This is a genomic window from Microcystis sp. M083S1 (assembly GCF_020246405.1).
GTDB lineage: Bacteria > Cyanobacteriota > Cyanobacteriia > Cyanobacteriales > Microcystaceae > Microcystis > Microcystis aeruginosa_C.
In genome coordinates this window covers 1-26,317 of sequence record NZ_JADBTB010000206.1, presented here as the reverse complement: position 1 = coordinate 26,317, position 26,317 = coordinate 1, and the positions used below count along the sequence as shown (strand labels likewise).

25 protein-coding genes and 1 pseudogene are annotated in these 26,317 nt (G+C 44.7%); 9 read left to right on the top strand and 17 right to left on the bottom strand.

The annotated features are described in order from the left end of the window. Positions 1-169 precede the first annotated feature (169 nt). Positions 170-964, bottom strand: coding sequence for an MlaE family lipid ABC transporter permease subunit (locus IM450_RS18920; RefSeq protein ID WP_002801034.1), 795 nt, complete (start codon positions 962-964; stop codon positions 170-172). A 295-nt stretch (positions 965-1,259) separates the two neighbouring features. Here IM450_RS18920 and IM450_RS18915 point away from each other — a divergent pair, with 295 nt between their 5' ends. Further along, positions 1,260-2,444, top strand: coding sequence for a class I SAM-dependent rRNA methyltransferase (locus tag IM450_RS18915; RefSeq protein WP_287670218.1), 1,185 nt, complete (start codon positions 1,260-1,262; stop codon positions 2,442-2,444). On the opposite strand, the gene IM450_RS18910 is transcribed toward IM450_RS18915, so the two are convergent. The 5 genes from IM450_RS18910 to IM450_RS18890 all read right to left on the bottom strand — a co-directional run bounded on the left by IM450_RS18910 (position 2,411) and on the right by IM450_RS18890 (position 6,733). Then, complete coding sequence (locus tag IM450_RS18910) at positions 2,411-2,821, bottom strand: VOC family protein (protein ID WP_104396131.1); 411 nt, start codon at positions 2,819-2,821, stop codon at positions 2,411-2,413. The genes IM450_RS18915 and IM450_RS18910 overlap by 34 nt on opposite strands. A 241-nt stretch (positions 2,822-3,062) precedes the next feature. Next, positions 3,063-4,478: a cation:proton antiporter gene (locus IM450_RS18905; RefSeq protein WP_287670216.1), complete on the bottom strand. Its 1,416-nt coding sequence runs from the start codon at positions 4,476-4,478 to the stop codon at positions 3,063-3,065. A gap of 344 nt (positions 4,479-4,822) precedes the next feature. Then, positions 4,823-5,161, bottom strand: coding sequence for a P-II family nitrogen regulator (locus IM450_RS18900; RefSeq protein WP_002801029.1), 339 nt, complete (start codon positions 5,159-5,161; stop codon positions 4,823-4,825). Between the two features lie 75 nt (positions 5,162-5,236). Beyond that, positions 5,237-6,358, bottom strand: coding sequence for a sodium-dependent bicarbonate transport family permease (locus IM450_RS18895; protein WP_287670214.1), 1,122 nt, complete (start codon positions 6,356-6,358; stop codon positions 5,237-5,239). An 84-nt stretch (positions 6,359-6,442) separates the two neighbouring features. Continuing rightward, the gene (locus IM450_RS18890) at positions 6,443-6,733 is read right to left on the bottom strand and encodes a sulfate permease (protein ID WP_287670212.1); all 291 of its coding nucleotides are present in this window, start codon (positions 6,731-6,733) and stop codon (positions 6,443-6,445) included. A 231-nt stretch (positions 6,734-6,964) separates the two neighbouring features. On the opposite strand from IM450_RS18890, the gene IM450_RS18885 reads away from it, so the two are divergent. Next, complete coding sequence (locus IM450_RS18885) at positions 6,965-7,861, top strand: LysR family transcriptional regulator (RefSeq protein ID WP_002801026.1); 897 nt, start codon at positions 6,965-6,967, stop codon at positions 7,859-7,861. 153 nt (positions 7,862-8,014) lie between these two features. Here IM450_RS18885 and IM450_RS18880 read toward each other — a convergent pair whose 3' ends face one another. From IM450_RS18880 to trxA, 3 genes are all read right to left on the bottom strand, one after another. Continuing rightward, on the bottom strand, positions 8,015-8,632 hold the full coding sequence (locus IM450_RS18880) for a CP12 domain-containing protein (protein ID WP_287670209.1): 618 nt from the start codon (positions 8,630-8,632) through the stop codon (positions 8,015-8,017). Between the two features lie 53 nt (positions 8,633-8,685). Further along, positions 8,686-9,012: a hypothetical protein gene (locus IM450_RS18875; protein ID WP_353736986.1), complete on the bottom strand. Its 327-nt coding sequence runs from the start codon at positions 9,010-9,012 to the stop codon at positions 8,686-8,688. Between the two features lie 80 nt (positions 9,013-9,092). Next, positions 9,093-9,416: a thioredoxin gene (trxA, locus tag IM450_RS18870; protein ID WP_002763751.1), complete on the bottom strand. Its 324-nt coding sequence runs from the start codon at positions 9,414-9,416 to the stop codon at positions 9,093-9,095. A 274-nt stretch (positions 9,417-9,690) separates the two neighbouring features. Between trxA and IM450_RS18865 the strand changes: the two genes are divergently transcribed. The 5 genes from IM450_RS18865 to IM450_RS18845 all read left to right on the top strand — a co-directional run bounded on the left by IM450_RS18865 (position 9,691) and on the right by IM450_RS18845 (position 15,999). After that, positions 9,691-10,131 (top strand): recombinase family protein, encoded by a 441-nt coding sequence (locus IM450_RS18865; RefSeq protein ID WP_334311557.1) that lies wholly within the window; start codon positions 9,691-9,693, stop codon positions 10,129-10,131. Positions 10,132-10,369: 238 nt separating this feature from the next. Further along, the gene (locus IM450_RS18860) at positions 10,370-11,542 is read left to right on the top strand and encodes a CBS domain-containing protein (protein ID WP_287670200.1); all 1,173 of its coding nucleotides are present in this window, start codon (positions 10,370-10,372) and stop codon (positions 11,540-11,542) included. A 568-nt stretch (positions 11,543-12,110) separates the two neighbouring features. Continuing rightward, positions 12,111-13,706, top strand: a complete 1,596-nt coding sequence (locus tag IM450_RS18855) for an SUMF1/EgtB/PvdO family nonheme iron enzyme (RefSeq protein ID WP_287688730.1) — start codon at positions 12,111-12,113, stop codon at positions 13,704-13,706. A 581-nt stretch (positions 13,707-14,287) separates the two neighbouring features. Continuing rightward, positions 14,288-14,830, top strand: coding sequence for an NUDIX hydrolase (locus tag IM450_RS18850; RefSeq protein WP_190538254.1), 543 nt, complete (start codon positions 14,288-14,290; stop codon positions 14,828-14,830). Positions 14,831-15,057: 227 nt separating this feature from the next. Further along, entirely contained in the window at positions 15,058-15,999 is a 942-nt protein-coding gene (locus IM450_RS18845) for a hypothetical protein (protein ID WP_287670221.1), read from the top strand. A gap of 192 nt (positions 16,000-16,191) precedes the next feature. Here the strand turns inward: IM450_RS18845 and IM450_RS18840 are convergent, their stop codons facing one another. Next, on the bottom strand, positions 16,192-17,133 hold the full coding sequence (locus tag IM450_RS18840) for a TIGR04168 family protein (RefSeq protein WP_287670195.1): 942 nt from the start codon (positions 17,131-17,133) through the stop codon (positions 16,192-16,194). A gap of 366 nt (positions 17,134-17,499) precedes the next feature. On the opposite strand from IM450_RS18840, the gene IM450_RS18835 reads away from it, so the two are divergent. Continuing rightward, positions 17,500-17,697 carry a hypothetical protein gene (locus IM450_RS18835; RefSeq protein ID WP_287670193.1) on the top strand — a complete coding sequence of 66 codons (198 nt, stop codon included), beginning with the start codon at positions 17,500-17,502 and terminating at the stop codon, positions 17,695-17,697. Between the two features lies 1 nt (position 17,698). On the opposite strand, the gene IM450_RS18830 is transcribed toward IM450_RS18835, so the two are convergent. Then, positions 17,699-18,865 (bottom strand): cysteine desulfurase family protein, encoded by a 1,167-nt coding sequence (locus tag IM450_RS18830; RefSeq protein WP_287670191.1) that lies wholly within the window; start codon positions 18,863-18,865, stop codon positions 17,699-17,701. A 188-nt stretch (positions 18,866-19,053) separates the two neighbouring features. Here IM450_RS18830 and IM450_RS18825 point away from each other — a divergent pair, with 188 nt between their 5' ends. Further along, positions 19,054-21,195, top strand: a complete 2,142-nt coding sequence (locus IM450_RS18825; protein WP_287670190.1) for an NACHT domain-containing protein — start codon at positions 19,054-19,056, stop codon at positions 21,193-21,195. Positions 21,196-21,393: 198 nt separating this feature from the next. Here the strand turns inward: IM450_RS18825 and IM450_RS22615 are convergent. The 6 genes and pseudogenes from IM450_RS22615 to IM450_RS18790 all read right to left on the bottom strand — a co-directional run bounded on the left by IM450_RS22615 (position 21,394) and on the right by IM450_RS18790 (position 26,086). Continuing rightward, a pseudogene (locus IM450_RS22615) lies at positions 21,394-21,660 on the bottom strand (type II toxin-antitoxin system RelE family toxin). A 1-nt stretch (position 21,661) separates the two neighbouring features. Further along, the gene (locus IM450_RS18810) at positions 21,662-21,943 is read right to left on the bottom strand and encodes a hypothetical protein (RefSeq protein ID WP_002787278.1); all 282 of its coding nucleotides are present in this window, start codon (positions 21,941-21,943) and stop codon (positions 21,662-21,664) included. 348 nt (positions 21,944-22,291) lie between these two features. Further along, complete coding sequence (locus IM450_RS18805) at positions 22,292-23,536, bottom strand: M23 family metallopeptidase (protein ID WP_287670188.1); 1,245 nt, start codon at positions 23,534-23,536, stop codon at positions 22,292-22,294. A 45-nt stretch (positions 23,537-23,581) separates the two neighbouring features. Beyond that, complete coding sequence (locus IM450_RS18800) at positions 23,582-24,295, bottom strand: biotin--[acetyl-CoA-carboxylase] ligase (RefSeq protein ID WP_287670186.1); 714 nt, start codon at positions 24,293-24,295, stop codon at positions 23,582-23,584. A gap of 458 nt (positions 24,296-24,753) precedes the next feature. Continuing rightward, positions 24,754-25,398, bottom strand: coding sequence for a histidine phosphatase family protein (locus IM450_RS18795; RefSeq protein WP_002759710.1), 645 nt, complete (start codon positions 25,396-25,398; stop codon positions 24,754-24,756). Between the two features lie 49 nt (positions 25,399-25,447). Further along, positions 25,448-26,086: a histidine phosphatase family protein gene (locus tag IM450_RS18790; protein WP_002800991.1), complete on the bottom strand. Its 639-nt coding sequence runs from the start codon at positions 26,084-26,086 to the stop codon at positions 25,448-25,450. Between the last annotated feature and the right edge of the window lie 231 nt (positions 26,087-26,317).

Genomic DNA, 26,317 nt, shown 5'->3' with positions numbered 1-26,317 from the left:
CGCCCCTACAATAATATTATTGCGCCAATGGTAGGGGCGCATCGCGTGCGCCCAAAATGTAATATAGATATTTCGACCAAATTGATTTGAGTTTTTACTGAGCGGTATTAAGTAAAAAATTGCCGTTTTCTTGGCACTGATAACTGATTACTGATTACTGATAACTGTCTTAGCCGATTTCCGCGTTACCTGTACCTTGAAACATCAGCCAAGAGAGGAAAAAATTAGCCACAAAAATCGCTAATAAAGAAGTTACCACAGCCGTGGTAGTAGATTGACCAACTCCTTTAGCACCGCCGGTGGTGGTTAAACCCCAACTGCAGCCGATAATGGCAATTAAAACCCCAAAAATTAGCGACTTTAACATAGAACTAATTAAATCCCATGTTTCCATAAAATTTTGGGCTGATTGTAAGAATAGGGAATAGGAAATACCGTAAAGACTATCAGAAATCAACAAACCACCGAGTAATCCCGTGACTAAAGAGATAATAGTGAGCAGGGGTAACATTAAACTACAGGCAATCACCCGGGGAATGACCAAATAATCGATCGGATCGGTTTTTAAAATATATAAAGCGTCAATTTGTTCTGTTACTCGCATTGTACCAATTTCGGCTGCAAAAGCCGAGCCAACTCTTCCCGCCACCACCACTGCGGTTAAAACCGGGGCTAATTCCCTGGTTAAAGCCAAGGAAAGGACTCCCCCAACAAAACTACCCGCCCCAAAAAAAATAAATTCTCTGGCTACCTGAATAGTGAAAACCATACCCACAAAAGCAGCAGTAATTAGGGCAATTGTCAAGGATTCTGGTCCCACAATACTCATTTGTTCAAGAGTATTACGCCGGTGGATTTTGCCATTAAGAATATGTAAAAAAGTTTGTCCCGCTAACAAACCGGCAGCCCCCAAACGCTGAAACCATAAACTTAAACCACCGGCAACATCACTTTTTCTTGGCATTTGTCGAGGGACTATCGCTAAAATCTAACTTATTATAGGCGAGAATTCCCTCTGATACTAAATCTGGTTATTAAAAACTGATTATTTATTCTCCGTTTTGCATGAGTGCCTCTTGCCTTTTGCCTGTCCTGATATGTAGCCTATACTCAAAGGATTTAGTATGATTATCCCTCGATTGTGGCGACTTGCTTTGATGCCACTCGATCGAGGGATAACAAACCATGGTTTTGTGCTGCCAGCAGGGGATAATAGAATTATCTAGTAGCCGTCAGCTATCAACCCTGATTCTTTATCCATGCCAGATTTAGCCAAAATTATCCTGAAAAACCATAAAATTGATGCTGTTAAACGATTCCATCCTTGGATATTTTCCGGGGCGATTAAAGAGATGGCGGGAGAAGTCAAAGAGGGTGCTATCGTTGAGGTTTATAGCGATCGAGGCGAATATCTAGCCACTGGACTGTATAATCCTAGCAATATTGCCGTTAAAATTCTTTCTTTCCAAAAAGTCAGCGATATTGCTCAATTATTTCTCGAAAAATTCCAGAATGCCTATCAGCTGCGGCAACAAATCGGTTTAGTGGATAACCCGAAAACTAACTGTTATCGCTTAATTAACGCTGAAGGAGACGGTTTACCTAGTTTAATCGTCGATTGGTACAATGGCACGGCGGTTATTCAAGCTTATTCCTTAGCTTTATACCAACGTCTCGATCTGATTGTCGATTGTCTGAAAACTATCTACGCTGACAATTTACGGGCAGTTTACGATAAAAGTGCCGCAGTTTTAGCGAAAAGCGCCCATACTTCCGAGAATAAATACTTATTTGGTCAAAAAACCAGCGATGAGGTGTTAGAGTCCGGCCATCGCTTTATTATTGATTGGGAAAAGGGACAAAAAACGGGATTTTTCCTCGATCAAAGAGAAAATAGAGCTTTATTAGCCCAATATTGTCAGAATAAACGGGTTTTAAACACTTTTTCTTATTCTGGCGGCTTTTCCGTCTATGCTATGCAAGCGGGGGCTGCCCTAGTCCATTCCGTTGATAGTTCCCACGGTGCGATCGATCTTACCGAAAAAAATATCGCCCTGAATAATCTCAGCGAAGTTCCCCATCAATCCTACAGCGCCGATGTTTTTAACTTTCTGCGCGACTGTCAGGAGGATTACGATCTGATTGTCCTCGATCCCCCCGCTTTTGCCAAAAGTATCCAATCCCGTCATCAGGCGGTTATGGCTTATAAAAGATTAAATCAGCAAGCTTTCCAGAAAATTCGCCCCCAAGGTATTATTTTCACCTTTTCCTGTTCCCAAGTGGTTAATGAAGAACATTTTCAGGGGGCTGTCATGGCTGCCGCTATTGAATCGGCTCGCCCAGTGCGAATTTTAGCACGTTTAAGCCAACCGGCGGACCATCCCACCAGCATCTATCATTCGGAAGGTTCCTACCTGAAAGGATTGGTTTTAGCGGTGGATTGATGGAAAATTAAACGATTACCATCCGGATCATAGATGTAGATTTCCCTGCCGTGGGAAGCCTGGCTAATTTCTCCCCTAGCACCATAGCCGATTTCGCTCCAATGCTCGATCGCTTTTTCGAGACTCTCCACCTCGAAACAAATGCTCATGCCACTGCCCCTAGAATCGCCAAATTCCTCTCTGTGGGACTCTTTAGGGCAAAAAAGACCTAATTTAAGGTTAATCAGCCTAAATTCCGCATAAACGGCGGCAAGGTAGGGGCTTGGTTCCTGCTGCAACAGTTGACGATAAAACTGCACCGAGCGATCAAAATTACTCGTTCCTAGAGCAATAAAAGCCTCTGTGTAATTGAATGGACTATCGGGGGGGTTATTCATCGGGGTTGGCAAGCTTTTTCAGTGATCGGTAAACAGTAAACAGTAAACTGATAACAAGAGCCGAATCTAAAACCTAATTGGTTGAACGAAAAGCTTTGATGTGCTTAGTTTATAACCTTCTTTTTAGGTAGGAGAATTGCCAGATTCTCTCTTTTGCCCGTTGCATTCAGAAGCTGATAACTGACAAAAAAGGCTGAAAATGCTTCAGCCTCGTCTAAAAAATCAGATTTTACCCGCAAAATTAAGGAATAGGATTAGCTGGCTCCTTGCTTTCTAGGGTTTCGGGAACAGCTTCCGTCTTACCAAAAGCGACTCTGAGGAAGGGAGGAGCGAGGAAAGTGGTCAGGATTACCATAATAATAATCGACACCTCTAAAGGCTTATCCAAAATTCCGCTGGCCGAACCAATCCCAGCAAAAACTAGACCCACCTCACCCCGGGGAATCATACCCACACCGATGGCGAGGCGATTGATTCCGGATATGCCAAAAACTGCCCAGCCCGTCACCAGTTTACCGATAATCGCCACAACCATCAAAAAGACAGCGATCAAAAGTCCAGCCCGATTCTCCGGTACCGTTGGGTTTAAAACACCGAGATCGGCACGCGCTCCCACCGTCACAAAGAAAATCGGTACAAGCAAATCGGCGATCGGTTTAATTAACTCATCCAACTCGTTGCGGGTATCAGTTTCATCAAGCACCAAACCGGCGGCAAAGGCCCCTAAAATCGCTTCAAGATGAATAGCATTGCCTAAAAATGCCATAAAGAAAGCGAAGACAAATGCGGGAATAACAATATTTCCCCGAGTTTTCAGCCGCTCCACGATCGCCACAAAACTTTTGTTAAAAATACCTCCCAACAAAATTGATCCGATCAAAAAGGCCGTGGCACTGACGATTAGGTAAATAACATTAACCACATCGATCTCACCGGTTTTGGCCAAACTAGCGACCACAGCCAGAACAATAATACCAAGGACATCATCGATTACCGCCGCACCGACAATAATTTGCCCTTCTTTGGATTTGAGTTGACCTAACTCGGACAACACCTTCGAGGTAATACCGATACTGGTTGCTGTCAAGGCAGCCCCTGCAAAAATCGCCGGGATGGCCGCCACATGAAAGACGAGCATTAACCCGGCCGTACCTGCCGCAAAAGGTGCCGCAACCCCCACACAGGCCACAACCGTGGCTTGAATTCCCACTTCCTTGAGTTGTCGCAGGTCGGATTCTAGGCCAATTTCAAACAGCAGAATAATCACACCGATTTCAGCTAGAACCGAAATCACTTCACTTTGGGACTCAAAGATCCGGTCCACGGCAGCCGGGGCCAATTGATTCAATCCTTGCAGTACCGTCATAATCAGCGAATCGGAGGCCGATAGTCCCCCTTCGGGAAAGATGAGCAGATGCAAGGCCGAAACGCCGACAATCACACCGGCGACCAGTTCTCCCAGTACGGGCGGAAAATCCAATCGTCGGGCGGCCTCTGCGCCGAGCTTGCTGGCCAGATAAATCACCACCAGTGTCAGCAATACGCCAGAGAGAATAATCGGTGAATCCTCGGCCACAACGGTGGCAAGCAAGGGGAGCGGAGTCATGGGGGCTGCTATCTCCCCAATCAAAGGAGGCAGAATAGGGGACAAAATCATCAGTTTAAAGGGATGAGGGTTAAAGATTTTAGGTAGGGTCTGCTGAAAAAGTTTTTCGTGGGGGCAGGGTGTGGGGTGTGGGGTGTAGGGTGTAGGGTTTTACCGATTTTGAGGTAGTCAGTTACCTAATTTTCAGGGAAAAAGTCCAGGAATTTTACCCCCAATCACTCCAATGGTCAGCACTTTTTGAGGGAAAAAAGCCTAAAAGCCTTATCCAACAAGGTTTTTAGATTTATTCAGCAAGCCCTAGGTGGTTATAAAACTGGGGGATAGGAAAAAGGGCCACCGCTCAAGGACAGTCAAGCTGGGGATGCGGTAGCCCGGATCAAGACAAGCTTAGTTGTCTAGATTTCACAGCCCTCTGGTCCACAGAAACTCTGTCCGTACAGAACCTCCGCATCACAGAGATAGATCATGCCCGCAAAATTGAGGAAAAACTGATCGGCAACCTGCTTGGCAATATTTTGGGCCATAATTCGATCGGGGGTAAGTATCTCGAACTTAACATTCGTATCGGTTTCGGAAACGTGGGGTTGTCCCGACGAGCGCACGTTGCGACTGCCTTTACCGCCAGTATCCATCACCGTGTAACCGGTCGCCCCGCATTCTTCGATGATCTTGGCGACTTTTTTCAGCAAAATCTTTTCTGTGACGATGACGAGCTTTTTGGCTGGTTTAGCCATGTTGATTATCTCCTTAAATGTGTACACTTATTTGCTTGGTAGGCCCCGTCAAGGGAACGCCGACAGACCACAATCCTAGCCGCCGCTGAGGGCCTGGGCGAGACCAAGGAAGAACGGGATACATAAGCCGATCGCTACGGGCGTACCGATGGCCGTGGACGCGCCTATATAGGCGGAGGGATTAGCCGACGGGATACCGGCCCGCAACGTGGGCGGCCCGGAGATGTCGGAACTAGAGGAAGCGATGACGGCCAGAACCACGACACCGCCCCAGCTGAACCCGGTGGCGTAGTGGGCAATCATGCCGAGACCGAAGGCGATTAGCCCATGTACAAACGGTGCTAGGACGCTATAGACAACATACCACTGGGCTACCTTACGCAGTTCACCCACCCTTGACCAAGCCTCCATCCCCATGACCAGCATCAAGATCGAAAGCAAGCCGCGAAAGAGGGGATCGTAGAAGCTTTTATAGACAGTTTCCGGCTGGGTGAAGATGCCCAAAGCCAGACCTAATAACATGGCCGATAGGGCCGGTCCGCGAAGGCTTTCTTCAATGATCGGCCAGATCTTGACCCGATTATCCGCCGGCTGCTGCAGGCTGAGATATTCCTGCCGACTGCTGGGATAATCCTGCTGATCGGAATAATCCCCGGCCGCCACCGGCTGCTTGCTAAAAGACTCGTGGTCGTGGGCTGCTTCTTTCTGCTTCTTCTTGTTAAGATAAATGTTAGCCACCACGATCGCCGTTACCAGCGCCGGGATATCCATAAAAGGATAGAGTGCGCCGGCCCAAGCCTCGTAGGGGATCTTTTGTTCTTCGAGTACCGTCAGACCGGCGGCCATTGTCGAGCCACTCACGGCTCCAAATAATCCCCCAGTTGCGATCGCATCGACCACTTTCACCTTGGGCAGATTGGCTAAGGTATAGCGGGCGACGAAGACCACAATAATCCCTACTATGACGGCAAAGATCATTGGTAATACCATTTCCGTCAGGTTGGAATTGCGGATGGCAATCCCGCCGGTCAGACCGATTTTGGTCAGCAGCATGAAGACGATGATCGTACAAATCGACTCTGGGATGACCAATTCACTACCGAGAGCGGCAATGATCATGCCACCAATCAAAAAGGCCAGCGTTGGCGACTGCAACTGCTGGATAAAGTCCATGACAAACAATGAGAAAAAATCCACGAATACCTCCTTAAGCCTCCCCTGATGAGGAGTATTGAATATAAACGGACTTTCAAGAGTTAAAGAAAATAAGGGTCAGGTGCTTCACCCCTTAAGCAAACCTGTTGCGGGCAGAACTTTGGACAGTGTCAAGTCCGCGGGTAAGCCTAATTCGGGATTTTTGGCGGTTGAACTGGCCCCGATCGCCGTCCCAGAAGCTACCCCGAAGGCGAGAGCTAGAGGGTGATAAACGATGGCAGCTGTTAGACCACCGAAGATATCACCCCGCAAATTGTCAAAATGAGTACGATTGGTTATTTCCATGAGAATCCAACTGAGCAAAGGATTTTTTGCCACAACAAAGCCGGCGGTTGACAGACCAGCCTTGATAGACAAAACTTTATGGTTTTTAAAGATCGATTGTTATAAATCTATACTAGAACGGATATCTTGACAAGCAAATTTTTGTAAATTGAGTTTAAATCGATATATCTTTACAAAAGTATTGATTTAAACCTATGATATAAGCGGGGTGGGGAGGTTTTTACTCGTTCCCCTCCATTCCTGCTTCTGTTTAGCAAAGCTCCTCAAGGCAGTAACAGAAGTGTAGCTCTCTAGAGGCCTCTCTTGATTCACGCCACTTTACATCAACTGATTGTCTTTGAAGCGACCGCTCGTCATGGCAGTTTCACCAGGGCTGCTGAAGAACTATCGATCACCCAACCCACCGTTTCCACCCAGATGAAACAACTGACTAAATCAGTGGGTCTGCCCTTATTTGAACAGATAGGCAAACGTTTGTATTTAACCGAGGCCGGACGCAGTTTATTAGTAACCTGTCAGGCAGTCCTCAAGGATCTTGATAACTTTGAGATGGCGATCGCTGATATCAAGGGCATTAAACAGGGTAAACTGCGTTTAGCGGCGGTATCCACAGCCCAATATTTAATCCCTCAGATCCTAGGTCCTTTTTGTCAACAGTACCAAGGGGTAGATGTGTCCCTAGAATTGACCAATCACCAAGACCTAGAAGCAAGGATTATCAATAATGTTGATGACCTATATATTTTAAGCGAACCCCCCCAAGATCTAAACCTGGAGATTCAACCGTTTCTGGAAAATCCCCTTGTGGTCATTGCACGCAAAGATCACCCCCTAGCGGGACAGAAAAAAATTCCGATTAAACGGCTGCAAGGGGAACCTTTTATTATGCGGGAAATGGGATCGGGAATTAGACGGGCAGTACAGCAAATTTTTCTCGATCATGGTATCACTTTATCTCTGCGTTTGGAAATCGGCAATAATGAAGCCATTAAACAAGCAGTCGCCGGTGGTTTAGGAATTTCGGTTCTGTCTCAGCACGTCTTAAATTTAGATCCTCCCAATGGGGAATTTACCATCCTTGACGTGGAAGATTTTCCCATCCAACGCCATTGGTATGTGGTTTATCCCAAGGATAAAAAACTATCCGTGATCGCCAAGACTTTTCTTGATTATCTCCTCTCAGGGGAATTAGGGGCATAAGTACCCACAGACCCCCGATCAAGTCGAATTCGGTAAGCGCAATCACTCGATCCATATCGCATCCGAAAAGGTGGAGATCAAGAACTCGATCGCGCGGGGAAACCGATCGGCGAGATCCTCAAGGCGATCGATTCTCCCAAAACCCGCCAGGATTTAATCCTCATAAATGCGGCACTCTAAGGCATCAGGATTGGCTTCGCAGTAGGACTGAAGTGAGTTAGTCCCCTGTTTTTTGACCCGTTGATGGGAGGCTTCCGCTTGGAGTTCCTCCACCACATCCCAGGCCGCAGCGCAATCGGGAGAGGTTTCACCCTTGGCCGCACAAATTGCCCGTGCGTCTTCCCGGGCTGCTTCAATTTCATCTTCAATGAACAACCGCTTGGGCTTTTCAACAAAATCGCTCTTGAAGAGAATATCACTGACAGAAATAATACCCAGCAAAGTTTTGCCCTGAATCACTGGTGCGCGGCGAATGCGGGTTTGAGCAAATAACCGGGCTACATATTCCACCCCCAGTTCGGGATTGACCACCACACAGGGCTTGGCCATAATTTCATAGACCCGCATAGTTTTAGGATCGTGGCCAAAGGCCGCCACTTTGTAAACGATGTCGGTTTCGGTGACAATTCCATAGGGGTCCTGTTCATGGCGCGGTTCGACAATCAACCCCCGCAGTTGTTTTTCTTTCATCAATTTCACGGCATCGGCAACCGTTGCCGAACCACGAATGGTGACAACGTTTTGGGTCATAATTTCTTGAGCTTGCAGCATAGGAGTTGGATGGTGTTGTTAAATTAAAGAACTGGTATAAATGCAAAAGTTGACTAGGGTTGTCCCGATAGCAATTTCCTAGACTCTTGTGGGCTGAGGGCCACTTTGAACACAGATGACAAAGACCAATGGGCGATCGCTGGTTGGGTTTGGGACGGGGTGGCGGCGGCTGTGTTCCCCTGAGTGCCTGGAGCATAGGCCTCCAGCACAGCGCCATTTTGCCAACACATGGCGATGAAATAATCACACACTGGGCATTCCGTCTGAGCAACTTGCCGGGCCGGACACTTATATCCTGCGGGCAGGCGATCGCTCAAGAGCCGTTGAGCTACGCTGCCACAGTTGGGACACCGAATTTCTATAAGCTTGTTCATCGCCATACCTCAAAATTAAATAGTGGTGTGAGAAGGAAAGGGTCAACGTCGGACGTTTGCCCAGAGTGTTTGTTCACGGTGGAAGACTATAATTGTCGTTCTACGGCTGCCGTAAATTCTTCATAGGGTTTAACCCCAACTAATGTTTCTATCAATTTCCCCTGTTTAAACACCATGACCGCCGGAATACTTCTAATTCCAAAGCGTTTGGCCACGGGTTTGTTACTGTCTAGGTCAAGTTTGAAGACTTTGGCGCGATCGCGATAGTCATCAGCCAATCGATCGATCAACGGTGCCACCAGTTTGCAAGGTCCACACCAGGTTGCCGTGCAATCTACCACCAACAGTGATTCACTCTTTAAGAGGGAATCAAATTCAGTTTCATCTTGAATAAATGTAGCCGTACCCATGTTTATATCTCCAGATTGATGCTGTGTAACTTAGTACAAATTCTCTGATCGCTGCGTTTTACAATATAAATTCAGCTTTGAACCGCTCCTCATCTAAAAATGCTTGGCCTTTGACCCTTTAACTTTGTCCGCCTCCCGGGGGTATCGTCTATAGTTTGGTTGTCCCAGACATCGATGGTGACATCTAGTCCCTGCTCATGCGCGGGTTTTAATTTGTAAGTCGTCATCGGCTGCCCCCAATCAAAACAAATTTGCGACGTTAAGTTGCGATAATATGGTTTTGCAAGTTGTTGCATTTAGATACCCTATGACAGCGACCCCTTCCAACGATTTATCTGCCTGGGAGCGGCTAGAACAAGGCAGACAAGCAAAAGCAAGCAACGGTGGTTATGCGGGCTACGGCTCCCCTGCCTTTGGACAACGATCGATCGATGGGGAATTAGTGGATGATCCGGAAGAGTGCCGGGTCATTGAACTGATTCGCCGTCATCACAAATCAGGGAAATCCTTGCAGAAGATCGCCGATTGGCTTAATGAACAGGGCTACACCACCAAACGCGGTCTACCATGGCAGCGTATTTCCGTAAAGCGGGTGCTGGATCGACTTTATGGAAAGGTGTCCAGAATTTCCGGAGTAACCCTTCAGGCCGACCAGAACCCGGAAGTACTCACCCCAGCGTCTGGTGATGCCGCCCCTGAAACCATTAGAGGCTGAATAACCCCTAAATAAAAAGTTTCAGGCTTTAACCTGTTACATCCCTCTATGATACACCGAAGTGGGTCTAAAATCTTTACGAGTTTAATAAAAATTGTAACAAAACGTTACATCTTTTAGGAAAAAGTTAAATGACGCTACACTTTGAGATAGTTTTAGAACGGGTTTTAGCAACTCTGAGAGTCTGGGTTCTTTGCCCAGTGGCTGTTCTGTCTATCTTGGCCTTTGCGATTGCAGGATGGTGCTGATGTCCTTTGATACACCTCTGAGTTGGGCCCCCGATCTGGAAAAGGCGATCAATCGCCACCCCTTGACGGTGCCGCCAACCACTTCCCTGGCAGATGCGATCGCCATGATCGGTCAGGCCCATAGTCGTCTGTGTTTGCTCACCGATGACCTATCTCCTCTAGCTCCTCCGGCCGGAGAAGCGCGTGTTAGCTGTCTGCTGGTGGTGCAGGGGCAAGAGTTATTAGGAATTTTGACAGAACGGGATGTGGTGCGACTCACCGCCCAAGGAATTAACCTGTCCGAGACAACCGTTGCCGATGTGATGGTACATCCCCTGATCACGTTGCCCCAGCAATCTGCTCAAGACATTTTTGCTGCCCTGTTTTTGTTTCGGCGCTACCGCATTCGCCATTTGCCGATTGTCGATGACCAAGGACACTTAATCGGGGTGATTTCCCATGAAAGTATTCGCCAGATATTGCGTCCGGCCAATCTGTTGCGGTTTCGTCGCGTATCCGATGTGATGACCAGTCAAGTGGTACAGGCCCCACTCACCGCCACAGTCTTGCAATTGGCCCAGTTAATGGCGGAACATCGTGTCAGTTGTGTGGTGATCACCCAGAGAAATTCCGAAGACAATGACTACCCCGTTGGTATTGTGACAGAGCGAGATCTTGTCCAGTTTCAAGCAGTTCAAATTGATCTGCACAAAACTAGGGCCCAGACGGTGATGAGTACGCCCTTATTTCTCCTCAGTCCCGAGGATTCCCTGTGGACGGCCCATCAGGAAATGCAAAAACGGCGGGTGGGGCGTTTGGTGGTTTCTTGGAACTGGGGTCGGGGGTTGGGTATTGTCACACAAACCAGTCTGTTAAGGGTTTTTGACCCGATGGAAATGTATGGGGTGATTGAAAATTTACAACAAACCATTCAACAGCTAGAGTCCGAGCGATCGCCCTCCCTTCCTTCCCCACCAGCGGACTTATTGCCCCAACGGACCCGCACCCCATCAGAAAAAGACATCGCAGGCGATCGCGAATTATTACTAGCCTTGCTGGACAATGCTTACAAAGACGTAAAGTATATGTTGGCTAACTTAGATATTGTCGTCGAGCAGCGGCGATCTTTGCTTCAATCTGTTCTCGATAAGCTTGAGTACCTCGGTCGTGAAATTAGCTCTTAGTAAGCTGTTCGGATCTCTTAGGTTTGGTGGGTAAAATGTATTCTAAGATACATTCCTCCTAGCGAGGGAGTGGAAGGAACCACAAAGACACAAAGAACACAAAGATTGATCGATCATAGAGTAAGTTAAACTTATCACACAGAACCTAGAAGCTCCTTGGATTGAGTGATAAAACCGAAAGTAACGCCCAATTTTAGGAGAAAGTTTCCCATGAAAAATTCCAAATTAGTAGATTTACAAAAATGAGATGCACCCAATCAAAGGCACATCTATCTTATACTTTAATAAGTACCTAAGTAGGTAGGTGTTAAAAGTTTTCATATCCTCCCGCCTATCGGCGCCCCCCTTATCAAGGGGGGATTAAGGGGGGATCTGCGCCCCCCTTATCAAGGGGGGATCAAGGGGGGATCTGCGCCCCCCTTATCAAGGGGGGATCTGCGCCCCCCTTATCAAGGGGGGATTAAGGGGGGATCAAAGGCACAATCTATCTTCAATTTAATAATTATAACCACCCACTTAATAGGATAGTTACAGAACCTAAAAATTGGCTAATTCAGGATTTATTATTATGCTAGACCAAATGATGAAGATGTTAGAAGGGCAACAAATAGGCCCCTATCGTCTTAATAAGTTTCTCGGTGCGGGTGGTTTTGGGGGTGTATTTCATGCTAGTGAAATGGTCAGAAATACATCGGTCCAAGAAGTTGCCATTAAAGTTATCCCCGAAAGTAGCGATGATAAATTAATTGAGTTAAAAAATGCCAGAAAGTTAGAACATTCTAATTTAATTAAGGCTTATTCAGCGGGGGAATGTACTTTTTTCAATACGGAGATGCTTTATTTAGTGATGGAATTGGCACAGGGTAGCCTAGAAAATCACATCGCCAAAGGCGGTTTGTCAGCGGATGAGATTAAAAATATTACTGCTCAAGTCGCCCAGGGTTTAAATTATCTTCATCGACAAAATAAAGTCCATCGAGATTTAAAACCGGGTAATATTCTCAAGGTTAATCAACAATACAAGTTAGCAGATTTTGGCTTAATTAGAACTTTAAATAATAAAAGTCACACTCAAACAGTCAACCCTAAAGGTACGATTATTTATATGCCTCCCGAAGCCTTTAGGGGGGATATTTCCTCAGCTTGGGATCTGTGGTCATTAGGTATTATGTTAATCCAAATGACGACTAATCAACTTCCCTATAAGTTTAATAATGATATTAACCAGTTAATGGCGAAGGTGATGAATTGTGAGCTACAAATCCCCAGTTTACCGAAAGAGTTTAAACAGATTATTGAAGGGTGTTTGCAAAAAGATAGAAAACAAAGATGGACAGCACAACAGGTTTTAAATGCCTTACAACCTCTGGGATGGACTTCTCCCCCGTCACCTCCACCAGCACCGGCAGCAGTCAAAAAGCCTGTTTCACCAATACCCCTAATTGCTTCACCTACTCCATTTACCGAAAAAATATCCAACGGAGTCACACTGGAGATGGTGAGCTTACCAGCAGGTCAATTTCTCATGGGATCTGCTGACAGTGATTATGAAAAGCCTCCACACCAAGTTAAAGTCAACAGTTTTGCGATTGGCAAATATCCAGTGACTCAGGCACAATATGAAGCGGTAATGGGAACCAATCCCTCTGAGTTTCAAAACAATCCCCAAAATCCGGTAGAAAGGGTTAGTTGGAACAATGCTCAAGCCTTTTGTCAAAAATTGAGTCAAATAACAGGGAAAACCTATCGCCTACCGACGGAAGCGGAATGGGAATATGCCTGTCGTGCGGGGACTACTACTCGCTATTATTTTGGTGATGATGCTAGTCAGTTAGGAGATTACGCTTGGTATAGCGCAAATTCTCAGAGTAAAACTCATCCTGTGGGCCAGAAAAGGCCCAATGGTTGGGGACTGTATGACATGAGTGGCAATGTTTGGGAGTGGTGCGAGGACAATTGGCACGATAACTATATCGGAGCGCCAAGGGATGGCAGTGCTTGGATAAAAAATGGTAATGATAATCGTTCTCCATTGCGGGGCGGTTCCTGGGGCAGCAATCCTTATAACTGCCGTTCCGCGATTCGCAACAACCTCGCCCGCCGCGGCAACGGCGACGACTACGACGGTTTTCGGGTGGTGTGCGGTGCTGGGAGGACTCTGTAACCCTTTTTCCCTTTTTTTCCCTTTTTACCCTTTTTCTCTTTTTCTCTTTTTCCCGCCGCTAGGCGGGTCGATTTTTTTTTGAGATTTTCTAGGGTGCGTCCTGGGGAGCTTTTCGCTTTTGCCAAACTAATTTTGTCTTAACGAAACAGCATCAGCACAATTTCTAGAAATAGCTCGTTTTCTGAAAAGCCATTGGTCTTACTATGTCCTCTGAAATCCCCATCAGGCTGGCTTTTGTGGTAAGATGTGTTACTTAACGTACTTTTTCAATTTATTAAGGTAATACCTAACGGATAAGTTTTGTCTATTATATAGATACAGGAGAGCCGAGTAACCATAGCAGGGGGAATCGAAAGCAAAATCTATCTGCAATTTAATTAGAAGCACTTAAGTAGCTGGTTATAATTAAACTAAAAATGGATTTTAGGTTCGATCCCTCCTTGATAAGGTAGGGTTGATTCATGAATCAACCCTACCCTTAATAAGGGGGGCATCTGATAATTTTTAACGCCTACCTACTTACTTATAATTATCTGAGAAAAAAGTTTAGTAATTTCACTGCAATTATAACAGGATTGTCGATGACTAATTTAAAAAAATGGCAAATTATTAAATCTGAGCTAGTTTTTCATAATCGTTGGTGTCAAGTCCGTCAAGACGTGGTGAAGTTGTCCTCTGGACAAGTTATCGACGATTATTTTGTTAATATTCGTCCTGAAATTGTGTTAGTTGTTCCAGTTACCGGGGATAATCAATTGGTTTTTGTCCGTCAATATCGTCACGGAGTTAAGGAAATTTTATTGGAATTTCCCGCCGGAGCAGTAGATGCGGGTGAAGATAATATTACTGCGGCAGCGCGTCGGGAATTCGAGGAGGAAACTGGTTATCAAAGTGATTCTCTAATACCTCTAGGTGTTTTGTATGATAATCCCGTTAAAGATACTAACAGAATTCATATTTTTTTGGCTCTTAATGCTATCCCCACTGGTCAACAAAAGTTAGATGTTACCGAGGAAATTGAAGTTATTCTTCGACCTTTACAGGAAATTAATCCCCAAGAAATTACCGTCTCTGGTAGTTTAGCTGCTTTCTATCTAGCGAGGGATTTTTTAAAGCAAAATTAAGGAGTTATAGCGGTTATATTAATAGGGAGCCAGTTGTCAAGAGATTATTTTTATTTATTCTCCCCAATTCATAATTCATAAGTAAGTAGTTATAATTAAATTGAAGATAGATTTTGCCTCTGATCCCCCCTTAATCCCCCCTTGATAAGGGGGGTGTCTAACAACTTTTAACAGCTACCTACTTAATTCATAATTCATAATTCCCACTGTCTATGAGTAATTTTTTTATGATTGCTGGCTTTATTCTATCAGCTTATGCAATCGTTGCTAACGATTCCCTACAGACTTTAGGTACTTTTTTAAGTGCCAATGAAGAACGTCCCTGGTGGATTTTATGGCTGTATTCCAGTATAATCTTAGCCTCGATTTTTATCGCTGGTTGGTATATTAATCAGGGAGATGTGGCTTATAATCGACTAGAAATGATTCCCTTCCCAGAAAATTTTACTTGGATTTATATCGTTCCTCCCTTAGCAATTTTAATTCTCACCACTTGGGGAATACCTGTGAGTACAACCTTTTTAGTTTTAACAGTTTTTGCTCCCCAATCTCTAGATGAAATGTTAGTTAAATCTGCTTGGGGTTATGCTATTGCTGTTATAGTGGGGTTAGTAATCTATCGAATTATTTATCGATTAGAAAACTTTTTCCTAGAAACAGTTAATAAAGAACCTCAAAAAGTCTGGGTAGTTTTACAGTGGTTATCTACTGGGTTTCTCTGGAGTCAATGGTTAATGCAAGATTTTGCTAATATTTTCGCCTATCTTCCCAGAAAGTTAGCAGCAATATGGTTAGTTTTATCTCTAACAGTTATGCTACTCCTGCAAACTATCATTTTTATTAATCACGGGGGTCAAATTGAGAAAATTGTCACTAGCAAAACTAACGCCCATGATCCGCGTTCTGCAACAATTATTAACTTAATTTATGGCTTAATTTTACTGTTTTTTGTTGGCTATAATCATATTCCCATGAGTACCACTTGGGTATTTTTAGGTTTATTAGGAGGTCGAGAAATTTCTCTGACTTTAACCAGAGAAACCCCTAATTTAGCCGCCACGGGTAAATTGGTTTTAGGGGATGCCTTGAAAGCTTTTATCGGTATGATTGTTAGTGTTGCTATCGCTCTTGCTTTACCTCTACTCGCTCAAAAACTTAACTATCTATAGGGAATTATGAATTATGAATTATAAATTATGAATTATGAATTATAAATTATGAATTATGAATTATAAATTATGAATTATGAATTGGGGAGCTTTTTTTCAGTTATCAGTAAACAGTTAACTGAAACCTGACATCTGATAACTGATATTAGTGGTTGTACCGCATAAGATTAAGAAAAGGTCTATTTTCAAAACTTAAGAATAACAAGATTGGGGAGATAGGCGATCGATTGACGCTCCGGAGTGATAAAGTTTTCTATTACTGATAATCTCGAAATTATCATTCAACCAGATTAAAGATGCTTCTCTGACTAGACCTTCTTCAAGAGTGACTAGGGAAAAATTGCGAGATTTACCCCTATCAGAGTGGAGAATGCGAGGGACACTCGCAGCATTTAGATAAACAGTTCCCATCTCGGAAGTGACCACGGGATTGCGTAAACGGGAAGTAGTATGACGGAGACGGTGGTGCATATGACCGAAACTGACGAGAGGAACCTGTTTTCCTAATAGCTGTGCTTGTTCGATGGCCGCTGCTAAATCCGGATCCCCGTGGTCCCCTCCCAAGGGTTGCCAATCGCGACCACAGATAGCTTCCGCTTCCTTTCCCAGTCCGGCTGGACCATTGTGACCTAAAAAAATCAGGTTATTATAGGCAGTATCTTGAATATTAGCGATAATTTTGGCAGTAGATTCGGCAAAACTGCTGATATTATAGCGTTCTTGAAAAAATTCTCCATTTTTCCACTCGGATCCCCCCCAAGTAAAGGGACGACCCCCAACAATCGAAAGCTCTAAACTGGGTAGGTCTAGTTTTGAGTAACCCACATGAGCAACCCCTAATAATTCTAACTGGGCGGTGACACGATCTTCTTTATCGCGATCGTAGGGACATTGTTTTCGTCCCCAGGGGGTGGCGCTATACCAAGCGTCATGATTACCGAGAATAACGGCTTTTGGTAAGGACAAACTGGCAATCCGACCGACAATTTCTAGGGATTCATTGCCAAAATCGCCGACAAATAGGGCTAAATCCACTTGTAAAGCTTCTAAAGCTAAATTATCTTCTATTTCCCATTGGTCGTGAACGTCACCGATGACGGCGATTTTATAGGTGCGAGGGAAAGAACTTACCATTACCAGTTATTAACTATCATGTACCATTAAAGATCATAACTAGGATTGGCCGAATAAATCTAAAAACCTTGTCGGATAATATCTTGAGGCTTTTTTGAAATCAAAAAAGTGCCGGTCATTGGCGTAATCGGCTCAATTTGGTCGAAATATCTAGAGGAAATTTTGGGCGCAATAATATTATTGTAGGGGCGAATTGCATTCGCCCTCTTGGAATAACTTCTGCTGCTGACCTATAGGTGAGGTAAAGTCACAAATTAGGAGATGCAGCCGATAATTTTCTGGAGATGTAAAGATTTCAAACAAAGTTACCCACAGTCATCGGTTTTTTTGTAAATTTAGATACAGAATTATCAGGGTGATCTGTGTATGTTCTTACTACAATACCGTACTACTGCCGTTGTTACTTGCCCCCAAGCAAACACATGGGTACAACTCAGAATGCTTCCCTCTCCATACAGCTTTGATGAAGCTCTACTACTCTGTGAACAGGATCAGGGCCGTTGGGTGGCATGGATTCCCGATTTTGGCGAAATTATCTTGATCGAAGGACAATTTGAGGGATAAACTAACTCTTGCTAACAATTAAAGCAGATAAACAGCGATCGATCACTTGTTTTAATACTAGAGCCGTCCAATCGATATCGGCGGCGCTGGTGTCCCTTCCTAGGGTTAGACGAATTCCCGCTAGTGCCTCTCGATCGCTGTAGCCCATAGCTTTTAAAATTGGACTAGGGGAAAGTTTGCCACTATGACAGGCGGATCCGGAACTAATGCCGATTCCTGCTAAATTAAGCTGACGAACTAGCTGTTTTCCCGTGATTTGACTGTCATCGTCCGGACGGACAATAAAGCTGACGTGGTGGGGTAAACGATAGAATCGGTCCCCCGTGGGCAGCAGATAAGGATAATCGGCTAAGAGGTCAAATAATCGATCTCGCAAGGCGATTAAACGCATTTTTTCGCTAATTAAGTCTTTTTGGGCTAATTCGGCCGCTAAACCGAAAGCGGCGATCGCTGGTACGGCTGGGGTTCCCGATCGCAGGCCTTTTTCCTGACCACCGCCCCGCAGTAATGGTAAAATATCGACACCGGCTCTGATGTATAAAGCCCCCGATCCTTGCATTCCATAAATTTTATGGCTGGAAAGAGATAATAAATCTACGGGCAGTTTCCGCACATCAATATCGCATCTTGCCGCCACCTGCACCGCATCGGTGTGAAAAAGAACTCCCCTTTCTCTGGCAATGCTGCCCAATTCTTCAATCGGTTGTAGGGTTCCCACCTCACTTTGTCCGTAAATAATGGAAATTAAGACCGTATCGCTTTGAATTGCGGCTTTTAGGTCTAAAGGATTAACTCTACCTTGACGATTGACGGGAAGACGAGTAATTTGCCAACCTTGCTGCTCTAATTGTTTACAGGGTTCAGCGATCGCCGAATGTTCCACACTAGAAATAATTATATGACGGGGGCGGTTATACTGTTGAGCAACCCCGATAATCGCTAAATTATCGGCCTCCGTGCCGCCAGAAGTGAAGATAATCTGGTCTGGATTGGCATTAATTAACCCTGCCACCTCTTCTCTGGCCATTTCGATGACTGTCGCCGTATCCTGTCCCCAAGTGTGTAAACTGGAGGGATTGCCCCAATGATGCCGGAGAATAGTGGCAACCCGCTCGATCACTTGGGGATGAGTGGGGGTAGTGGCACTATAGTCAAGATAAATTTGCATTATTTTACAATCTGAGAAATGAGAGCCAAGACAGGCAGCTATTCTCAGTTTAGCCGTTTAAGAGATTAGAAAACGGGTTTCTTAAAGAAACCCGGTTTCTGGGTTGTTGAGAAACCCGCTTTCTGAGTTGATGAGAAACCCGCTTTCTGGCTTATACTAAGCTTCAGAGGATTTACAGGGGTTAAGTTATGACAGGAATTGAAACAACCATTCTAACGGCATTAACTAATAATGTTATTGGTCAAACGATTAAATCGTGGTGGGAGTGTATTAATAAAAATGAGTTATTGAATAAAGATGTCGGGCAGCTTATTAGAGAGGTAAAGTATCTTTTTTGGCAGGAATATACTCAACGTTACCGGGATCGGCACGGCATGATTAAGGTTTTAAAAATGTCTAAGCCGATGGATTTGGAGTCAATTTATGTTAATGTCAAATGTTTAGGAAATTTAGTCAGGGATTATTATGATGAAAATTTAGAAAATAAATACCGTGAGAGTAAGCAGCGACGGTTTAACTTTAGGGATGATGGTAAAAAAGATGGTTTACTTTTGGCTAATCAAGAACAATATTTAATGGTACTTGGTGATCCCGGTATTGGTAAATCTACATTTTTGCGAAAAGTTGGTTTAGAAGCTCTCAAGGGAAAGCAAGGCAGTTATCAGCATCCTCTAAAACCTGTTTTACTGGAGTTGAAAAACTTTAAAGAAAACGAGATTAATATTCAGGTATTAATTGAAGAGGAGTTTAAAATCTGCGGTTTTCCCAACGTGGAAAAAAGTATTAGCAATAAACTAGAAAAAGGGGAATTACTAATTTTATTAGATGGTTTGGATGAAGTGCCAACAGCTAATGTGAATAATGTAATCGAGAAAATCAAAGATTTTGTAGATAGGCATCATAAAAATCGTTTTATTCTCTCCTGTCGCACTGCTGCTAGAACTCATCTTCGACAATTTACCGATATTGAAATTGTCGAATTTGATGATCAGCAAATTCAAAGTTTTATTGAACATTGGTTTAGTTCGGAATTAGATCGGAAAAATGAGACGGCTAAAAATTGTTGGGAACTGTTGCAAAAGGAGGAGTATAAAAGTGCAAAAGAGTTAGCCCATACACCGTTATTGTTGACTTTTTTGTGTTTGGTTTATGATGACAAGCAATCGTTTCCCACAAATCGCAGTTGCCTTTATCAAAATGCGTTACGAATTTTATTAGAAACATGGTCAGCCGAAAAACGTTTACCTAATCGCGGTTTAGTTTATGAAAATCTCAGTATTGAGCAAGAAGAAATTTTGCTATCTGAAGTCGCTTATCAGAATTTTGTAGCAGATAAACTTTTTTTAAAAAAACGAGAAATTGTTAAGCAAATTAAAGATCACCTTAAACAAAACTTAAATGCTCCGCAACATTTGGACGGAGAAAAAGTATTAAAAACCATTGAAATTGAACAGGGAATTTTAGTAGAGCGGGCGAGAGATGTCTATTCTTTTTCTCATTTAACCCTTCAGGAATACCTCACGGCTCAGTATATTTATGATAATGATTTGATTGAAGAAACAGTTAAGAATTATGTAACAGAAACTCGTTGGCAAGAGGTGTTTTTGTTAGTGGCAGGTTTGATGCGAGGGAAAGCCGATAAATTGTTATTAGCAATGGAGAAAGAAGCCCATAATTATCTTAAAACGCCCCTCGGTCAAAAATTAGTGCCGATTTTGCAATGGGCTGATGAGATGACTAAAGATTCTGTTGATAGTCCGATTAAACCTGTAGGAAGAAGAGCGAGTGCCTACTGCCACGCCCACGCCTACGCCTACGCCATCGTCAGTGCCAACGACCCCCTCATTCACGATCTCGGCGCCGTCAACCTCACCAGTACCTGCGCCTACGTCGGCCTCGGCTCCTACGACACCGCCTACGTCATCGCCAGAGCCTACGGCAACGCCTACGGCAACGCCTACCGCGAACTCTTCGCCATCTCCATTTATGGGTCTGTCCGGTTAGTTAACTTATTGGCTCAGGATCGAATTATTTCTAAGGTTAATTTTTCCCAATTAATCGCTGATTTAGAAGCTTTAAAACAAATTATTCCTGATGATAAAATAACTAAAAAACATCATGAAGAATTGGCTGATCAATTATTTAAAATGTGGAATACTGCTTTTAATTTAACGCCTGAATTACTTAATTTATCCCTCGACGCAATTAGCGAAATAGACAAGCATTATTTTTATATTAATCGCCTGATTCTCGACTGCCAAAAAGTGGCTGTTAATATTTCCCCTACCGTCTGGCAAGAAATCGAAGAACGAATGCTCCGCGTTCCTTAACTTCTACTTTTTTTCTCAAATCTTGCCTTTCCAATTGCATGAGATTAGCGAATATTAACACTAGGAGGATTGGGAGCTTCAAAAACCTTGCATTACCATTTTTATAGAACACAAATTAGTGCAAAAAGAGGACAACAAAGCCTGAAACTCCCGCTTCCTGACTGACTTCAACAATAAACTTTTTGCCGCAAACCCTATTTATTGGCGGTAAGCTTGACTGCGATGTTCAATCAGCAAGACAATAACTTGAGACTGACTATCATCAACTGTATAGATAACCCGATAGTCTCCAACGCGGAAGCGATACTTCTAGACAAATTCTCCCTTTAATGCTTTAATTTGAGGATAATTCTTCGGTGTTTCTTGAACGAGTTTTAAACACTTAGCAATCTTCTTTTTTAAGATTGAATCCGCTTCAGAATAAACTTTATTTGCTTTAGCTGTCAAACGGACTTTATAAGTCATCTCAGCTTTCCCAATCAATGAGGCAACCTGATTGTAAATCCATTTCAGCTTCTTTCAAATGTTCCATAATATTCGGGATTGCTCTAATTTCTTGCGTTGCCTTTTCACTTTCTTTATCTGACAAATAAGCGGCAAATTCTAGAATCATCTTTAAATTTTCTACTGATAGGGTTTGTATATATTGTTGAATCTTTTGCTGCATTAAATCGACCTGTACTAATGTTTCAGAATCTAAAAAATCTTCTGGAGTCGAGGGATTTACTTCAACGTCAGTTAGAGTCATATTTAATCAAGTGCTTCTCTGAAGTTTATTATTTGTATCTTAGCGTGTATCCCGTCTCCTGACTCCTGACGACCGACTCCTTAGGGACTTGCGTGGGAATAATATCCCAATTGATCGGAGGGCGCAAGCTTTGCGCCCCTACAGTAACGGATTTTGTCCACAATGTAGGGGCGAACTGCGTTCGCCCAAAAGGTACATTATCAAAGCGCAAGTCCCTTACCCCACAGTTAACTTTATTTTTGTCCAACTACTTAATACTGCGAATGTATGAAAACGCATCAATTGGGCAAAAGCTCAACGATGCGTTTTTAAGTTCCAAAAACCGCTATATTTGTAACCCAAAACAAATTAATTCTGATTAGGGTCAGTGGCTGCGGCCATTTGCATTCTCTGCACCAGATTATCGAGGGCTAATTCTAGATGTAAACCGGCATCTACGGCGGTCCAACCCTGTTCGGTTAGGTGTCGCCATTCAAAGTGTAGGTGCGGACCGGTAGAAAGTCCCGTACTACCCACACGACCGATAACCGCGCCCTGTTCCACCCATTCTCCCGGTTTGACGGTAATTTCCGAAAGGTGGGCATAACGAGATTCTTGACTACCATCGAGGTGACGTAAAATCACCGTTAATCCGTAACCTCCTAACCAGTCGGCGGTGGCCACTTCCCCTGCGTAAGCAGCTAATACAGGTGTTCCCATAGGTGCGCCTAAATCAGTACCCGCGTGCATGGCCCGATTCCCGCTGACCGGATGATTTCGCCACCCGAAAACCGAGGTAATTTGGGCGGGAAGGGCGAGGGGAAAGAGTAAATCCGTGCGTTGAGTTTGGTTAGAATCCGTGGGACTTAAACGGGTGGCCCGCTCATAGTTGGTTGCTTCGCTGATTGCTTCCACTTCTGCGCGAGTCACCGGGGCCAAAGCCAATTTTACGCCATTCCATTCCGGGGGATTGAGGGCTACCACCTGACTTGGAATCACCGTCGGGGCAGCCAGACGGACCGGGGCGCTAGAGGCCACAAGAGTGGGGGCATAACGACGCAGGGAATTATTAGCGATAACCGGCTGATTTCGGGGCTGCCGTCCTACTCGCACGGCTGGATTAGGATTGAGACGCACCCGGGCCAGATTAACCGGGGGTAAGGGTTTGGCCACAGTGCTGACCGGCTGACGACGGGGGGACCGGGCCGCCAGATTACAGCTACCTCCTACCAGTTGACCATTTTGGGCGATGGTTTGGCAACCACTGCGGCGCTCGGTGACAACAACGGAACTGGGGGGGTTAAAGTTTCTGGTATCGATAAAATTATTTTTACCGCCGGCCCGGGGGGCAAGGGTAGGCATATCGGTTTGATGGTTTTCAGGGATAGCCAGACGGGGGGCAGGATTAGTATTTTCTTTGATAACGGGGGCTTTTAGAGTCGGGGCGGCATTTTCCACTACCGGGGTTTCGCTGCCAGTTTCGGAATTAGCGATCGCATTTGGAGCAAGAGTAATCAGACCGCTGATTACTAAACCGAGACCACTGCATAAACTCAGCTTCTTTTTTAAGGATTTTCCTAGAAAAAGTTTCAATATCACCGATGAAGGATACATAGGGCGGCCTCACTTCTCACAGTTTAGTCAAAAAAATATTTAGACTCAATTATAGCCGAGACTAACCCTACCGGCCGGTATATAAATTTCGCTACTGGCATTGTCCGAAGTTAATTTAACTTTTAATTCCCCTCGATCGCTTACCCCCGTTATTATGCCCTGATAGCCCTCAAAAGCTATCTTTTGACCAAAATTGGCAAAAAGTTCTAAATAGGAGGCTAATAGGGCTTTTATGCCGCGATGACAGTAATATTCATAGCCGTATAGGATAGCATCGCTGGTGACATCGGTTAACTGAGCGATCGAGGTAATTTTATTGCCAGTAAAAGCCTGTAAATTAATACCGGTGGGGGGGACAGGATTAGACCAATTGAGGCCCACTCCGATGACTGCTTGCGGGATGTTTTGGCCCTGAATACGGGTTTCTAGGTTAATTCCCCCTAGTTTGCGCCCTAGTAATACTAAATCATTCGGCCATTTGATTTTAACAGGTATTTCTTGACAATTGAGGTGATAAGCGATGCCCCAAACTGTAGCGAGAACGAGATGGGCAGATTTATCCACCTCTAAATCAAGATTTAACGCCAAAGATAAATATAATCCTCCCGGTTCAGAAATCCACTCCCGTCCCCATTGTCCTCTCCCAGCACTTTGTTGACGAGCAGTCACCACAAAAGGCAGATTTTCCCCCGACTCTAATAATTGCCAAGCTTTAGTATTAGTGGAAGGTAATAGCTCAAAGTGATGGATTTTGGGCATAAATTGGGAATTATGAATTATGAATTATGAAGTATTTTCAGTGTTGCCAAAGGCACGGCGTAGCCGTCCAGTAAACAGTAAACAGTAATCAGTGACCTGATACTAAATCCGTTGAGTATAGGCTAAATATCAGGAGAGGCACTCCTGCAAGTGGAGTGACTCTTAAATGATTACAGATGTGTCAGCAGCTGCGTGTAAGCATCCCACCGAAAAACTAATGCGCGGGGGGTTTGGGGGCGGCGCCACGCCCCCAACGGGGGGTTTGGGGGGTAGAACCCCCCAAAAGCTTGGATTGAATGATCAAGTGGGAAGTAATGCTAAATCCGTTGAGTATAGGCTACATATCAGGACAGGCAAAAGGCAAGAGGCAAAAGGCAAAAGAGGGAATAGATAATCAGTTTTTAATAACCGGATTGAGTATCAAAACTGACATCTGATCACTGATCACTGATAACTGATTAGGTGCAAGGAAGAGAACGCAGGTACTCACTGAGGTGGGAACGTAAACCGATGCCATGGAAAAGCGGGCCACGACTGCCTAATTCAACAATACTGACAGCGGCCACGGGCATTTCAAATCGATCGCGATAACGGCCCACATCAATACCCATCAGACTACAGAGCATGATCCGGATGGTGGCCTTGTGGGAAACGATCAAGATATTGCCATCACTGTGGGTGTGTTCGATTTCCTCCAAAACGGCCGCGGAACGACGGGCTATATCGATACCCCTTTCCCCGTTGGGGGGAGCATTCCAAGCAGGATCCGTCAACCAGCGTACATAGAGATCATGATATTGACGATCGATATCGTTGGGGTGCATACCTTCCCAAAGACCATAACCGATCTCTTGTAATCCCTGGCGGATTTCTAATTTCAGTCCCACCGCTTCACAGAGGGGTTTAGCGGTTTGAATAGCTCTTTGTAGGGGACTGACATAGGCTGCACGCCAAGGTAAAGAACGATAGACATCGGCGAATTCCTCGGCCATTTCGATGCCTTCGGCAGTCAAACCGGGGTCATTTTCTGGAGTACCACAGTATCCTCCCGTTTTGCTATAGGCTGTCTGTCCGTGTCGTAGAAAATATAACATCAAGCACATAGTTTTTCAGCAGACCAAATCCGGGGCTTCCCTTGTTACTGTTGACTGGTTAGGTTCCCGCTCGCGAGCGCAGGTCATTGCGGAGGTGAGAGCGATCGCCTATAACTTGAAAGAGGGGACCGTGTTCGGCTAATTCGACGATCGTTACCGAGGCCACGGGCATGGCAATTCGATCGCGATAACGGCCGATATCAATGCCTAAAAGAGAACATAACATGATTCGGATCGTTGCTTTATGGGAAACGATCAAAATATGGCCATCATCGTGATTATGGTCAATCTCCTCTAATACTTCCGAACTGCGGCGAGCGATATCGATGCCTTTTTCGCCCCCTGTGGGAGAATTCCAGCCCGGATCTGCTAACCAGCGCACATAATCATCATGAAACTCCCGATTAACCTCGGCTGCGGTTTTTCCCTCCCATTGGCCGTAGGCAATCTCTTTTAATCCTTCCCGTTTGTGGATGGGAATACCTAAGAGATCGCTTAAAGGGATGGCGGTGGCCATGGTGCGCTTGAGGGGACTAGAATAGATCGCTGTCCAAGGCACATCTCGATAGGCAAGGGCGAAATCCTTGGCCATTTCATAGCCTGCCGGGGTTAGTTCCAAGTCTAATCGACCGCAAAAACTACCCGTTTGACTGGCTGTGGTTTCGCCATGACGCAAAAAGTAAAGTTTTAGACTCATCTTTTGGGTGCATCTCAATATTTGTGACTCTCTCCCACTTATACCGATAAGCAGAAGTTATTAAAAGAGGGCGAAGGCAATTCGCCGCGACAATCATCGGAAATTTTGGGTCTGAAACCCCGCCGTTCTAGGTTGGCTTTACGTTAGAATTAAAAGGCCAGTCTCGAAAACCAAGTGGACGGCGCAGCACCTTGAAAACTCGGCTTAGGGGGTTCCGACCAGAAAAGCTTG

Bases quoted from the DNA above. Each gene is read 5' to 3' on its own strand.
- IM450_RS18920 (WP_002801034.1), bottom strand. From the start codon at position 964: ATGCCAAGAAAAAGTGATGTTGCCGGTGGTTTAAGTTTATGGTTTCAG.
- IM450_RS18915 (WP_287670218.1), top strand. From the start codon at position 1,260: ATGCCAGATTTAGCCAAAATTATCCTGAAAAACCATAAAATTGATGCT.
- IM450_RS18910 (WP_104396131.1), bottom strand. From the start codon at position 2,821: ATGAATAACCCCCCCGATAGTCCATTCAATTACACAGAGGCTTTTATT.
- IM450_RS18905 (WP_287670216.1), bottom strand. From the start codon at position 4,478: ATGATTTTGTCCCCTATTCTGCCTCCTTTGATTGGGGAGATAGCAGCC.
- IM450_RS18900 (WP_002801029.1), bottom strand. From the start codon at position 5,161: ATGGCTAAACCAGCCAAAAAGCTCGTCATCGTCACAGAAAAGATTTTG.
- IM450_RS18880 (WP_287670209.1), bottom strand. From the start codon at position 8,632: ATGCTGCAAGCTCAAGAAATTATGACCCAAAACGTTGTCACCATTCGT.
- IM450_RS18875 (WP_353736986.1), bottom strand. From the start codon at position 9,012: ATGGCGATGAACAAGCTTATAGAAATTCGGTGTCCCAACTGTGGCAGC.
- trxA (WP_002763751.1), bottom strand. From the start codon at position 9,416: ATGGGTACGGCTACATTTATTCAAGATGAAACTGAATTTGATTCCCTC.
- IM450_RS18865 (WP_334311557.1), top strand. From the start codon at position 9,691: ATGGTTTTGCAAGTTGTTGCATTTAGATACCCTATGACAGCGACCCCT.
- IM450_RS18860 (WP_287670200.1), top strand. From the start codon at position 10,370: ATGGTGCTGATGTCCTTTGATACACCTCTGAGTTGGGCCCCCGATCTG.
- IM450_RS18855 (WP_287688730.1), top strand. From the start codon at position 12,111: ATGCTAGACCAAATGATGAAGATGTTAGAAGGGCAACAAATAGGCCCC.
- IM450_RS18850 (WP_190538254.1), top strand. From the start codon at position 14,288: ATGACTAATTTAAAAAAATGGCAAATTATTAAATCTGAGCTAGTTTTT.
- IM450_RS18845 (WP_287670221.1), top strand. From the start codon at position 15,058: ATGATTGCTGGCTTTATTCTATCAGCTTATGCAATCGTTGCTAACGAT.
- IM450_RS18840 (WP_287670195.1), bottom strand. From the start codon at position 17,133: ATGGTAAGTTCTTTCCCTCGCACCTATAAAATCGCCGTCATCGGTGAC.
- IM450_RS18835 (WP_287670193.1), top strand. From the start codon at position 17,500: ATGTTCTTACTACAATACCGTACTACTGCCGTTGTTACTTGCCCCCAA.
- IM450_RS18830 (WP_287670191.1), bottom strand. From the start codon at position 18,865: ATGCAAATTTATCTTGACTATAGTGCCACTACCCCCACTCATCCCCAA.
- IM450_RS18825 (WP_287670190.1), top strand. From the start codon at position 19,054: ATGACAGGAATTGAAACAACCATTCTAACGGCATTAACTAATAATGTT.
- IM450_RS18810 (WP_002787278.1), bottom strand. From the start codon at position 21,943: ATGACTCTAACTGACGTTGAAGTAAATCCCTCGACTCCAGAAGATTTT.
- IM450_RS18805 (WP_287670188.1), bottom strand. From the start codon at position 23,536: ATGTATCCTTCATCGGTGATATTGAAACTTTTTCTAGGAAAATCCTTA.
- IM450_RS18800 (WP_287670186.1), bottom strand. From the start codon at position 24,295: ATGCCCAAAATCCATCACTTTGAGCTATTACCTTCCACTAATACTAAA.
- IM450_RS18795 (WP_002759710.1), bottom strand. From the start codon at position 25,398: ATGTGCTTGATGTTATATTTTCTACGACACGGACAGACAGCCTATAGC.
- IM450_RS18790 (WP_002800991.1), bottom strand. From the start codon at position 26,086: ATGAGTCTAAAACTTTACTTTTTGCGTCATGGCGAAACCACAGCCAGT.